Raw genomic sequence first — 12,638 nt, forward strand, 5'->3', positions numbered from 1 at the left:
CTGACCCAGGAATGCCGGGCACGCCTAACCGGCTGATGAGGTACACCACAAGATGTTTAGTTTTATTGCCCGCCGATTGGGGTTATTGATCCCCACATTCTTCGGTATCACCTTGCTGACTTTCGCGTTGATTCGCATGATTCCTGGCGACCCCGTGGAAGTGATGATGGGCGAACGTCGGGTCGACCCCGAAATGCACGCTCAGGCAATGGAACGCCTTGGCCTGAACAAACCGCTGTATGCCCAGTACCTGGACTACATCGGCAAGTTGGCCCACGGCGATCTCGGCGAATCCCTGCGTACCCGTGAAAGTGTCTGGACCGAGTTCAGCTCTCTATTCCCCGCGACCCTGGAACTGTCCATGGCCGCCCTGTTGTTCGCCGGCATCCTGGGCCTTCTGGCCGGGGTGATCGCGGCACTCAAGCGAGGATCCCTGTTCGACCACGGGGTGATGGGCATCTCCCTGGCGGGATACTCGATGCCGATCTTCTGGTGGGGCCTGATCCTGATCATGTTCTTCTCGGTGTCCCTGGGCTGGACCCCGGTGTCCGGGCGGATCGACCTGCTCTATGACATCGAGCCGCGGACTGGCTTCATGCTTATCGACACGCTGCTGGCCGATGACGTCGGTGCGTTCTTCGATGCCCTGCATCACCTGATCCTGCCGGCCATTGTGCTCGGCACCATCCCGCTGGCAGTGATCGCGCGGATGACCCGCTCTTCGATGCTCGAAGTGTTGCGTGAAGACTACATCCGTACCGCCCGCGCCAAAGGCCTGTCGCCGTCGCGCGTGGTGTTCGTCCACGGTCTGCGTAACGCGCTGATTCCGGTGCTGACCGTGGTCGGCCTGCAAGTCGGCACATTGCTGGCCGGTGCGGTCCTGACCGAAACCATCTTCTCCTGGCCCGGCATCGGCAAATGGCTGATCGAAGCCATTGGCGCACGGGACTATCCCGTGGTGCAAAACGGCATCCTGTTAATCGCCTGCCTGGTGATTCTGGTCAACTTCGTGGTGGACATCCTCTACGGCTTTGCCAACCCACGCATTCGTCACCAGCGCTGAGATCATTATGACCATGACCACTTCAATTCCAGCGGTAGCAGTCGATCAAAGCCTGCTGTATCCGTCTCCATATAAAGAATTCTGGCAAGCGTTCTCCAAGAACAAAGGCGCCGTCGCCGGCCTGATGTTCATGCTGCTGGTGATTTTCTGCGCACTGTTCGCCCCTTGGGTGGCACCGCATAACCCGAGCGAGCAGTACCGCGACTTCCTGCTGACCCCGCCGTCCTGGCTGGAAGGTGGGCAAATCCAGTTCCTGCTCGGCACCGATGAACTGGGTCGCGACCTGCTGTCGCGGCTGATCCACGGTTCGCGCCTGTCCCTGCTGATCGGCTTGTCGTCGGTGGTGATGTCGCTGATTCCGGGCATCCTTTTGGGTCTGTTCGCCGGGTTCTTCCCGCGCTTGCTCGGCCCGACCATCATGCGTCTGATGGACATCATGCTGGCCCTGCCGTCGCTGCTGCTGGCGGTGGCGATTGTCGCCATCCTCGGCCCTGGCCTGATCAACACCATTATTGCCATCGCCGTGGTTTCGTTGCCGTCCTATGTTCGTCTGACCCGCGCCGCGGTGATGGGCGAATTGAACCGCGACTACGTGACTGCCGCGCGCCTGGCCGGTGCCGGTCTGCCGCGCCTGATGTTCGTCACCGTGCTGCCTAACTGCATGGCGCCGCTGATCGTTCAGGCCACCTTGAGTTTCTCCTCGGCGATTCTCGATGCCGCCGCACTGGGCTTCCTCGGCCTTGGCGTTCAACCGCCAACCCCTGAGTGGGGCACCATGCTGGCTTCGGCTCGCGACTACATCGAACGCGCCTGGTGGGTCGTCAGTCTGCCTGGTTTGACCATTTTGCTCAGCGTGCTGGCAATCAACTTGATGGGCGACGGCCTGCGCGATGCGCTGGACCCGAAACTCAAGAACGCCGCCTGAGGAGATTCAAATGTCACTGTTAGAAATCAAGAATCTCAACGTTCGCTTCGGCGACAAGAACGCCGTTCCGGTGGTCGACGGTCTCGACATTACCGTGGACAAGGGCGAAGTTCTGGCCATCGTTGGCGAATCGGGTTCCGGCAAGTCCGTGACCATGATGGCGCTGATGGGCCTGATCGAGCACCCGGGGATCGTCACCGCCGACGCCCTGAATTTCGACGGCAAGAACATGCTCAAGCTGAGCAACCGTCAGCGTCGGCAGATTGTCGGCAAAGACTTGGCCATGGTCTTCCAGGACCCGATGACCGCGCTGAACCCGAGCTACACCGTCGGTTTCCAAATCGAAGAAGTGCTGCGCCTGCACCTGAAAATGTCCGGCAGGCAAGCCCGCGCACGCGCCATCGAACTGCTGGAAAAAGTTGAAATCCCGGGCGCCGCCAGCCGTATGGATGCTTACCCGCATCAACTGTCCGGTGGTATGAGCCAGCGTGTTGCGATCGCCATGGCGATTGCCGGCGAACCGAAACTGCTGATCGCCGACGAACCGACCACGGCACTGGACGTAACGATTCAGGCGCAAATCATGGATCTGCTGTTGGCCCTGCAGAAAGAGCAGAACATGGGCCTGGTGCTGATTACTCACGACCTCGCGGTCGTGGCCGAAACCGCTCAGCGCGTGTGCGTGATGTACGCCGGCCAAGCGGTCGAAGTGGGTCAGGTGCCTCAGCTGTTCGACATTCCGGCGCACCCGTACAGCGAAGCGCTGCTCAAGGCGATTCCGGAACACAGCCTGGGCGCCACGCGCCTGGCCACGCTGCCGGGCATCGTTCCCGGTCGTTATGACCGTCCGCAGGGTTGCCTGCTGTCGCCGCGTTGCCCGTATGTGCAGAATTCCTGCCGTCAGCAACGTCCAACCCTTGACCCGAAAAGCAACAGCCTCGCCCGCTGCTTCTACCCGCTGAATCAGGAGGTGGCGTAATGGCCGTCGTACTTACCGCCCGCGACCTGACCCGTCACTACGAAGTGTCCCGTGGCCTGTTCAAGGGCCATGCGACCGTGCGCGCCCTGAACGGTGTGTCGTTCGAACTGGAAGCCGGCAAGACCCTCGCTGTCGTCGGCGAATCGGGCTGCGGCAAATCCACCCTGGCCCGCGCCCTGACGCTGATCGAAGAGCCATCCTCCGGCTCCTTGAAAATCGCCGGGCAGGAAGTCACCGGTGCGAACAAAGCTGAACGCAAGCAACTGCGCAAAGACGTGCAGATGGTGTTTCAGAGCCCTTACGCGTCGTTGAACCCACGGCAAAAAGTCGGTGACCAGCTCGGCGAACCGCTGCTGATCAACACCAACCTGAGTGCATCCGAACGTCGCGAGAAAGTGCAGGCGATGATGAAGCAGGTGGGCTTGCGTCCTGAGCACTACCAGCGTTATCCGCACATGTTTTCCGGCGGTCAGCGCCAGCGGATCGCCCTGGCCCGCGCGATGATGTTGCAGCCTAAAGTGCTGGTCGCGGATGAACCGACCTCGGCGCTGGACGTGTCCATCCAGGCTCAGGTGCTGAACCTGTTCATGGACTTGCAGCAAGAGTTCAACACCGCTTACGTGTTCATCTCCCATAACCTGGCGGTGGTGCAACACGTCGCCGATGACGTGATGGTGATGTACCTCGGTCGCCCGGTGGAAATGGGCCCGAAGAACGACATCTACGAGCGTCCTCTGCACCCGTACACCCAGGCGCTGCTGTCGGCCACCCCGACCATTCACCCGGACCCGAACAAGCCGAAAATCAAGATCGTCGGCGAATTGCCCAACCCGCTGAACCCGCCGTCCGGCTGCGCGTTCCACAAGCGCTGCCCGTACGCGACCGAGCGCTGCAGCACTGAAGAGCCGGCCCTGCGCCTGCTCGACAGACGGCAGGTGGCTTGCCACTACGCCGAGCAGTTCCTCGACGGCGCGGCATAAAAATGTGGGAGCGGCGGTGCACCGCCGCTCCCACAGGGATATACGACCTGTTCACTAACCCCTTCTTCTTCGGCTGCGCATCAGTCCGACAGGAGGGGTTTTCTTTTGGCTGTCATTTAAGCCCCTTCATCCTCGTCGGTGTCCGGATCGTCAGTGGTCGAGTCGTCATCGTCTGCGCTGCCACCCTGCCCCTGATCGCCCGGTTCGGATTCGGACTTGGCGAGCATCAACTCACCATGCCCGACCTGCCCGCTCGAAGCCTGGGTATCGTGATCCTCGCATTCGGCCCAGACCGCAGAACTGCCGAGGGCCAGCATTACCAATACTTTCAACATCAATACAACGCGTAGCAACCTGTTCATAGCCGATTCCATCCATTTGTAGGTGAAACAGCGGTGCCTCTCTGGCGCTGAATAAAATCTAGTTCCGATTGACTCGGTTCTCCAGATAGGACGCTAACGAATGGACGGAATGCCCTTGGCGGGGAGATTGGTTGTGAATAATGCCTATAACCAGATCAGCTAAGTGAAGCAGGCTCGCCGCGCGCGGAGGGAAGAACCCTTCGAGGCTCCGATAAACGAGTCGCCTGATAAATCAGCGGTATGGCCAGCAGCGCCAGAGCCGCGCAGGCGACCCATACGCTATGCCCACCGAAATGACCATAGAGCTGGCTTCCAAGCGTCGGCGAAAGCAGCACGCTCGTACTCCAGCACATGGCAAAAAGACCAAAGTACTGCCCGCTCTTTCCCGCCTGTGCACGCTGCATGACCAGAACATTGAGGGTCGGCATGAAAAGAATTTCGCCAAGCGTCCAAACCACCGTCGACAGGCAGACAAACAACATTCCGGTACCCAGAGGCAGCATTCCAAGTCCGCAAGCCAACAAAAGACTGCCGGCCAGCAGTTGCCGTCGAGCCCCCCATTGCTCCCCCCAGTGAGAAAACGGAATTTGCAGCGTCACCACGAGCATCGCATTGAGTGCGAATTGCCACCCGATGAACTCAGTACCCAACCGATAGTAATCAAGTAAATAGTTGCCCAGCATGCTGTAGACCGGTTCAAAGGCAAGGCCCAGCAGCACAGAAGCCGCCAACAACCAAAGGAAAGGCTTGTCCCGATACGGTGCGCATAAACCCGAAGCTGTATCCGTGTTCTCCTCCATCAAAAAAGCTTCGCGATGAAATGTCGACCGTACAAACCAGACTAAGGCCAGCACCGTCATCGCCGCACTGACAAAAAACACCCAGCGAAAATCAGTCTGCGCCAGGACACCACCCGCCACCCCGGCTACCGCCATCCCCAGGTTGCTCGCGACACGGCTCAACGACTGCGCGCGAGCGCGTTGCTTAACGTCGCAATGCTCCATAAGCAAACGTTGATGAAGCGTACGAATCGCACCGTCGAGTGCACCACTGAGCAACAACAACCCGCCAAGCAAAGTCACATCAGTGACCAGCCCCAACAAGACCAGTATCCATGCAGAAACAAAAAACAACGCGGCAGTGAGCCGCACCGTGGAGAAATGATCACTCAGCAGTCCGCCGACCATTGACCCTATCAGCAAGCCGGCCCCGTATCCGGATAACAACCAGCCAACCGTCTCAATCGAAAACCCTAGTTCCTGACGCAGGTACAGCGCCATGAACAGTTTGACCATGGCACTCAAGCGACTGATAAAGATCAACGTGGCAAGGACCCAGGCCATTGAACAGAAGTAACCAGCCAGCCGAGTCATGTGGGTGAACCGACTAAGCATGCCATTGGTCCAGATTAAGACTCACATGGCTGTGAATGCCTTTTGAAACGAAAGAAATGTCCGAACGAATCTTATGATTTTCATCGTAAAAATACTGCGCCTGGAGCCGACCCTCAGCATCCAGACCAATCAGGGGGTTGTTGATCAGAAATTGTCGAGTTGAAGCACAAAGCGTTGGCACTCGAATCAATATCCGCCATTGGCCAAACGCGTTATCCGGAACAAAGGCCTGGGCCCCAAAGCGTTTTTTGTACTGGAATGTTCCCTTACTCAAAAATGGCTCACAGCCCTGAAAGTCGACAGAATCAATGAAGGGTTGATTGGATGCCCATTCCAGAATCGCGTGATAAACAAAGTTCTGCGCTCCATTTTCCCGGCAAACCGCAGCCCCCCCCCTTTACCCCGATCAACCGCGCATTCAAGGTACGCACCGATTTATCAATCTGGGAAACACTGCCCGCTACCCACTCATCATTCAAATGAATCCGAAACAATACTCCTCGTTTGAACAAATCCAGATAAGCCGCATCCTCCGGCACACTCCGAGCAAATGAACCGTAGCGAGTACTCATTGTCGGGACATGCATGGAGCGGTAGAAGGCGAAAAAATCTTCATCTTCAAGCGATACGTCGAAATCAAACCCTTGCCTGACAGCGTGAATACGACGTTTGCTTTCTCGATGAGAGATCTGACTCAGAACATGCTCCCAACCAGCAGAAACGTCGACTTTCTGGTGAATCCGGCTTACGCCCACAATATCGCCCTGATGCTGGCATTGATGAACAACCTCTTCGGGAGCCATCAACACGCACATAGTGGTTCGGTTCTTCTTTATGAATATCTCAAGTTGATTCCACTCCAGAGTCCCTTCCCGCTCTACAGAGGAAAACTCGAAAAAACATTGATCCACGAAAGGAGCGATGTAGAGCAGCCCTTCTGCCACTCCGACATAAACAAGACTTGCAGGTCTTCCCGCTCTGGAATGTCCCCTGTAAACACGGAAGTGGCAGAGCGCTTCGCCAGGCATGGAAGGTCTCGCACTCATGACTTAGAGCACCTGCAAAGGATCTCCATCATCTCTTCAGCGCTGCTGATTAATGACAATCCCTCGGCTGGAATGGCTTCGTAGTCCCCCCGACAGTAGGAGCCCGAAGCATGAATGGTGCAACCGTCCATGCCCTCTAGTAACTGTCGATCAATCGCATTCATGCAACCTGTCATTGCCATAACCAATGACCACTCTTTCAGGTCCCGTGGATCGACTGGCAATCTGACTGGCGTATCTGCGAGCAACTGAACGCATTCGCTGTAGCGCTGCATGCACTCATAAAGCGAAACAACAATTCCTGAGCCGCCATTGGCCCTGACGTGCCCAGTCATTTCTTCTGCCGTAGGCGGCAAGTGAGTATAAAAAGTGGGCTCTAGAACCTCATCGGGACTCCAGGTCGCAGCAGGAAAATGCGCAGACACTGCCTGCACCCACAACCCGTTTGGAGCTTGGGTATAGCTGGGTGTAGAAGCACCCTCGAAGTTTCCGTCAAGTAAGTGCAGCACCATATCGCTGGTAGCTAGATGTTGAACCAGTAAAAACGAAGGTAAGGAAATTGGGGTCCTTTGACGTTTCAATACCTCCACACCTGAGCAATATCCCAAAAGACCGTATGCACTAGACACCGCATGCACATGTACGGTCCTGCGATCGGTGTCCCAGGCGTCGCCATACTCAAAGTCAAAAAACGCCCGGACCTGGTCAGAAAACCGGTAATTCTCAAGCCGCAGGGAATGCCACAACTTCGAATCACCTAATGGACGGCGATTGAAAAGAGCCTTGAATTGCTGTCCGACAACCTTCACCGCTTCCGGCGACTCGGTATCAAGCACAAATACAGGGTTGAGTGCACGCAACCGAGGGTCGTCATAAAGTTCGGATCTACGCAGTTTCCCGGTCGTCTGGGCAGGCGTCAGCGTGACAATCCGCAATTGCTCGGGATGTGCCAACTGGGTCTTCAATGCACGCAGAACTGCATCACGCAGTGCAATCGCCTTGTTACCGGAGGATGGCGAAAACAACAGGATGCTTTCACCGGTTTCCTGAATATGCCGGATGGCACGTGCAACGATTAGTGTCGAGGCAAAGGTCTTTGTTGTTTGAGTATTTGCGTTCTGCCTCAGGTCGAACAAACGTAACGGCACACCCCGGTAGCGGCCCATTTCAAAAAACTGCGCTGTGGCGACCGACAGGAAGGCCTGCATACGAGGATCCAGCTCAGGTAACCTCATTGAGGGTTCGAAAGCATCGTCGCTGCCGCTGACTTCGAAGCCGGGAGCACTGGCGACGATCAGATCGTAGTAGCGCTCGATAACCGAAATGGGATCCTGAGGTCTCCGGGTTGCCAGTGCATCTGTACCGCTTTTCATCACATCCATTTGTCCAGCGCTCCTGTTCGTGGATATTCGCTACTTGCGAATGTCTTTCGAACGCTAGACGTCAAGGACTCCCTTGTCTCTGGTCAAAACCTTGATAACTGAAAAGCAGACCCAAGCTACAGAACTCAGAAAAAACGCTTACAGAAACATCCCACATGCTTCGCCTCGGGCCGGACCAGAGATAAAAATAGGCCCTCCGTGAGTTTCGGGTGACATCTCTTCGCTTAGTGATGTTTACGCACCGCAAGGAATTTCACGCCCAGCCAACATCCCTCATCAGCGCCAGATTAATCTGGGGATCGAGCTCATCTTGTGTGCTGCGTTAAGGTAATGCCGAATAACTCAGACAAAGGCCACTGCCATGGATCTGTCTCAAAAACTGCTGCATCTGGAACAACGCTTACTGTCACGGGCAACCCGGCGCGACGCAGAAGAAATCTCCTGCCTGATCGCCGACGACTTTGTCGAGTTCGGCGCCAGCGGTGGCATCTGGAACAAGGCCGAGCTGGTCGAACAGTTGCCTCTTCAGTCGTTCTCTCTGCGCACCATCAGTGAGTTCGCAGCCAAACAGCTCTCAGAAAATACGGCCCTGGTGACTTATCAATGTCACACCGTCGCCATCGGCCAGCGCTCCCCCGCCAACAGCTTGCGCAGTTCGATCTGGCGCAAGCAGGGCGAGCAATGGCAGATGGTGTTCCACCAGGGCACATTACTCCCACTGCAGTGACTGAACACAGAACCTGTGGGAGCGAGCCTGCTCGCGTGAAGGCGCCCTCAGCTTCAACACCTATGTTGATCGGTCTATCGATTTCGCGAACAGGCTCGCTCCCACAAGGTTTCACCTAACCGGGCGAAATCGGGGCATTAAAAAACCCCGCAGCTTTCGCAACGGGGCTTTTGGTTTTACAGCTCAGCGCTTAATGATGCTCACGCGTCGCACGGAATTTCACATCCGGCCAGCGCTCTTCCATCAGTGCCAGGTTCACCCGCGTCGGGGCTAGGTAGGTCAGGTGACCACCGCCGTCGATGGCGAGGTTTTCCACAGCCTTGATCTGGAATTCTTCGAGCTTTTTCTTATCATCGCAATCGATCCAGCGCGCGGAATAAACGGTAATCGGCTCGTAGGAGCACTCGACCTTGTATTCCTCTTTCAAACGGCTGGCGACCACATCGAACTGCAGCACACCGACGGCGCCGAGAATGATGTCGTTGCTGCGCGTCGGGAAGAACACTTGTGTCGCGCCTTCTTCCGCCAGTTGCTGCAGACCCTGACGCAGTTGCTTGGACTTGAGCGGATCACGCAGGCGTACGCGACGGAACAGTTCCGGGGCGAAGTGCGGGATGCCGGTGAAACCCAGGACTTCGCCTTCGGTGAAGGTGTCGCCGATCTGGATGGTGCCGTGGTTGTGCAGGCCGATGATATCGCCGGCAAACGCTTCTTCCAGTTGCTCACGCTCGGAGGAGAAGAAGGTCAGCGCATCGCCGATCCGCACGTCTTTGCCGGTGCGCACGTGGCGCATCTTCATGCCTTTTTCGTACTTGCCGGAGCAGATACGCATGAAGGCGATGCGGTCGCGGTGTTTCGGGTCCATGTTCGCCTGGATCTTGAACACGAAGCCGGCGAATTTCTCTTCAACTGGCTCCACGGTGCGCTCGTTGGCGACACGGGCCAGCGGTTTCGGCGCCCAGTTGACCACGGCGTCGAGCACGTGATCGACACCGAAGTTGCCCAGTGCAGTACCGAAGAACACCGGGGTCAGTTGGCCGTCGAGGAATTCCTGTTGATTGAATTCGTGACAGGCGCCCTGTACCAGCTCCAGCTGATCGACGAAGCGATCGTACTCGTCGCCCAAGTGCGCGCGGGCTTCATCGGAGTCGAGTTTCTCGATGATTTTCACATCGGTGCGCTCGTGGCCGTGGCCAGCGGTGTAGACGATGATGTAGTCGTCGGCGAGGTGATAAACGCCCTTGAAGTCGCGGTAGCAACCGATCGGCCAGGTGATCGGTGCCGCCTTGATCTTCAGGACCGCTTCGATTTCGTCGAGCAGTTCGATCGGGTCGCGGATGTCACGGTCGAGTTTGTTGATGAAGCTGACGATCGGCGTGTCACGCAGACGGCAGACGTCCATCAGCGCGATGGTCCGTGGCTCTACACCCTTACCGCCGTCGAGAACCATCAATGCCGAGTCAACCGCTGTCAGGGTGCGGTAGGTGTCTTCGGAGAAGTCTTCGTGGCCCGGGGTGTCGAGCAGGTTGATCATGTGGTCGCGATACGGGAACTGCATGACCGACGTGGTAATGGAAATACCCCGTTGTTTTTCCATTTCCATCCAGTCGGAGGTGGCATGGCGGTCAGACTTGCGAGATTTCACCGTGCCAGCAATCGCAATCGCCTTGCCCATCAGCAAGAGCTTCTCGGTGATGGTGGTTTTACCGGCATCGGGGTGGGAAATAATGGCGAAAGTGCGGCGTTTCGCGACTTCGGCGGCCTGTTTGGTCATGGGAAATCGCCTGGCAGGTGATTCAAAAAAGGGCGGCGAGTATAGCGCAAACCGACATCTACGGACCACCGTTCGCCCTGTCGCCAACGGCGATCGACGGGCCAGAAGAAACATCAAGGGTGGCTAAATGCTGCTAATTATGGAACCTTTTAAAAGGTGCAGACGTCCACTCCCCTGTTACGGCACTCGTACCAGGGGCTGAAAAATCAGCAAGTTGGCCTGACGAGGCTGCGCTTATGGCTCGATCTCATGCGGTTTCATCAGCATGAAGAGCTGCTTCTCGCGAACGTTGTTTTTCCCGGCAGCCAGGAATGGCATGCCACTCGGGACTGCGTTCGCCGACAAAGAAAAAGGAGTCTGCCTGTGGCTATTCGCTATGGCAAAGGGCTGATAGGAGGTGCGGTTGTCGTCGCCCTTCTGGCCCTGCTGGTCCACTGGATTGGCATCAACACGATCGAACATTACCGCGACGATTTGTTGTTTTACCTGCAAGCTCATCTGATTCTCGTCCTCGCTTCCATGCTGGCCGCCCTCGTTGTGGGCATACCCGCCGGTATCTTTCTCAGCCGCCCGACCATGGTGGGCCGCGCTGAACGCTTCATGCAGATCTTCAACATCGGCAACACAGTGCCGCCTCTTGCCGTACTGGCCATCGCCCTGGGTATTCTCGGCATCGGCAGCGGCCCCGCGATTTTCGCCCTGTTCCTCGCTTCGCTGTTGCCGATCGTGCGCAACACCTATGAAGGCCTGAAAAACGTTCAGGGTTCGCTCAAGGAAGCGGCCGTCGGCATCGGCATGACACCGACTCAGGTGCTGTGGCGAGTCGAACTGCCGAACGCCGTGCCGATCATCATCGGTGGCGTGCGCGTGGCGCTGGCAATCAATGTCGGTACGGCACCGCTGGCGTTCCTGATTGGCGCCAACAGTCTGGGCAGCCTGATTTTCCCTGGCATCGCCTTGAACAATCAGCCGCAACTGCTGCTCGGCGCGGCCTGCACCGCCCTGCTGGCCTTGCTGCTCGACGGCCTGGTGACACTCGCCAGCCGCCTCTGGCTCGAACGCGGCCTGCGCCCGTCTTAAGCCTCGGCAAAGGAATACTTATGAAGAAATTAAGCTTTTTAATAGGCTGCGTTCTGCTGTTCGCAGGAATCGCCCAAGCCGCTGAAAAACCGGTGATCCGCATCGGCGCCCGGGTGTTCACCGAACAAACCCTGCTGGCGGAAATCACGTCCCAGTACCTGAACGCCAAGGGTTACGACACTCAGGTGACTGGCGGTCTGGGCAGCAACCTCGCTCGCAGCGCCCACGAAAGTGGTCAGCTCGACCTGATGTGGGAATACACCGGCGTGTCGCTGGTGGCTTACAACCACATCACTGACAAGCTCGACAGCGCTCAGTCCTACGCCAAGGTGAAAGAACTCGACGCGAAAAAAGGCCTGATCTGGCTCACCCCGTCGAAATTCAGCAACACCTACGCCCTGGCCCTGCCAGAAAACACCGCGAAGGCGTATCCGCAGATCAACACCATCAGCGAGCTGAACACGGTGATGCAGGCTGAGGCGAAGACCAATCACCTCGTTGCTCTGGACACCGAGTTCGCCAACCGCTCCGACGGTCTGGACGGCATGGTGGACCTCTACGGCATGAACCTCACCCGCAAAAACATCCGCCAGATGGATGCCGGGCTGGTCTACACCGCCCTGCGCAATGGTCAGGTGTTTGCCGGTCTGGTCTACACCACCGACGGTCGACTGAACGCCTTCAAGCTCAAGTTGCTCGAAGACGACAAACACTACTTCCCGGACTACACCGCTGCGCCGGTGGTGCGTCAGGTTTACCTCGATGTCCATCCGAAACTCGCGGAAGAGCTCAAGCCGCTGGCCGAACTGTTCGACGACGTCACCATGCGCCAGCTCAACGCGCGGGTCGATGTCGATCACGAAAGCCCTTCATCCGTTGCCGCCGATTTCCTGCGCCAGCACCCCATCAAATAAGGAGGAAAAGAC

12 protein-coding genes are annotated in these 12,638 nt (G+C 57.3%); 7 read left to right on the forward strand and 5 right to left on the reverse strand.

Annotated elements, in window-relative coordinates:
• Positions 1–52 precede the first annotated feature (52 nt).
• The 4 genes from ACIQU2_RS21250 to ACIQU2_RS21265 are packed head-to-tail and all read left to right on the forward strand — an operon-like array spanning position 53 to position 3,947.
• Positions 53–1,063 (forward strand): ABC transporter permease subunit, encoded by a 1,011-nt coding sequence (locus ACIQU2_RS21250; protein ID WP_007900379.1) that lies wholly within the window; start codon positions 53–55, stop codon positions 1,061–1,063.
• A gap of 13 nt (positions 1,064–1,076) precedes the next feature.
• The gene (locus tag ACIQU2_RS21255; RefSeq protein WP_150658847.1) at positions 1,077–1,988 is read left to right on the forward strand and encodes an ABC transporter permease subunit; all 912 of its coding nucleotides are present in this window, start codon (positions 1,077–1,079) and stop codon (positions 1,986–1,988) included.
• 10 nt (positions 1,989–1,998) lie between these two features.
• Positions 1,999–2,967 (forward strand): ABC transporter ATP-binding protein, encoded by a 969-nt coding sequence (locus ACIQU2_RS21260; RefSeq protein ID WP_347803562.1) that lies wholly within the window; start codon positions 1,999–2,001, stop codon positions 2,965–2,967.
• On the forward strand, positions 2,967–3,947 hold the full coding sequence (locus ACIQU2_RS21265) for a peptide ABC transporter ATP-binding protein (RefSeq protein WP_403143787.1): 981 nt from the start codon (positions 2,967–2,969) through the stop codon (positions 3,945–3,947). Before ACIQU2_RS21260 ends, ACIQU2_RS21265 begins: the two co-directional genes overlap by 1 nt.
• Positions 3,948–4,063: 116 nt before the next feature.
• Here ACIQU2_RS21265 and ACIQU2_RS21270 read toward each other — a convergent pair whose 3' ends face one another.
• From ACIQU2_RS21270 to ACIQU2_RS21285, 4 genes are all read right to left on the reverse strand, one after another.
• Entirely contained in the window at positions 4,064–4,309 is a 246-nt protein-coding gene (locus ACIQU2_RS21270) for a hypothetical protein (protein WP_347803563.1), read from the reverse strand.
• A 155-nt stretch (positions 4,310–4,464) separates the two neighbouring features.
• Positions 4,465–5,703: an MFS transporter gene (locus ACIQU2_RS21275; RefSeq protein ID WP_347803564.1), complete on the reverse strand. Its 1,239-nt coding sequence runs from the start codon at positions 5,701–5,703 to the stop codon at positions 4,465–4,467.
• 305 nt (positions 5,704–6,008) lie between these two features.
• The gene (locus ACIQU2_RS21280; protein ID WP_403143789.1) at positions 6,009–6,749 is read right to left on the reverse strand and encodes a hypothetical protein; all 741 of its coding nucleotides are present in this window, start codon (positions 6,747–6,749) and stop codon (positions 6,009–6,011) included.
• Entirely contained in the window at positions 6,746–8,131 is a 1,386-nt protein-coding gene (locus ACIQU2_RS21285) for a DUF6002 family protein (protein ID WP_403143791.1), read from the reverse strand. Before ACIQU2_RS21285 ends, ACIQU2_RS21280 begins: the two co-directional genes overlap by 4 nt.
• Before the next feature lie 361 nt (positions 8,132–8,492).
• On the opposite strand from ACIQU2_RS21285, the gene ACIQU2_RS21290 reads away from it, so the two are divergent.
• Entirely contained in the window at positions 8,493–8,858 is a 366-nt protein-coding gene (locus ACIQU2_RS21290) for a DUF4440 domain-containing protein (RefSeq protein ID WP_403143792.1), read from the forward strand.
• A 190-nt stretch (positions 8,859–9,048) separates the two neighbouring features.
• On the opposite strand, the gene ACIQU2_RS21295 is transcribed toward ACIQU2_RS21290, so the two are convergent.
• Entirely contained in the window at positions 9,049–10,632 is a 1,584-nt protein-coding gene (locus ACIQU2_RS21295) for a peptide chain release factor 3 (RefSeq protein WP_347803568.1), read from the reverse strand.
• 363 nt (positions 10,633–10,995) lie between these two features.
• Here ACIQU2_RS21295 and ACIQU2_RS21300 point away from each other — a divergent pair, with 363 nt between their 5' ends.
• Positions 10,996–11,712, forward strand: coding sequence for an ABC transporter permease (locus ACIQU2_RS21300; RefSeq protein WP_008148956.1), 717 nt, complete (start codon positions 10,996–10,998; stop codon positions 11,710–11,712).
• 20 nt (positions 11,713–11,732) lie between these two features.
• Positions 11,733–12,626: a glycine betaine ABC transporter substrate-binding protein gene (locus ACIQU2_RS21305; RefSeq protein WP_403143795.1), complete on the forward strand. Its 894-nt coding sequence runs from the start codon at positions 11,733–11,735 to the stop codon at positions 12,624–12,626.
• Positions 12,627–12,638 lie beyond the last annotated feature (12 nt).

The sequence above is a fragment of the Pseudomonas sp. NPDC098740 genome (assembly GCF_044760065.1).
Lineage (GTDB): Bacteria > Pseudomonadota > Gammaproteobacteria > Pseudomonadales > Pseudomonadaceae > Aquipseudomonas > Aquipseudomonas rossensis.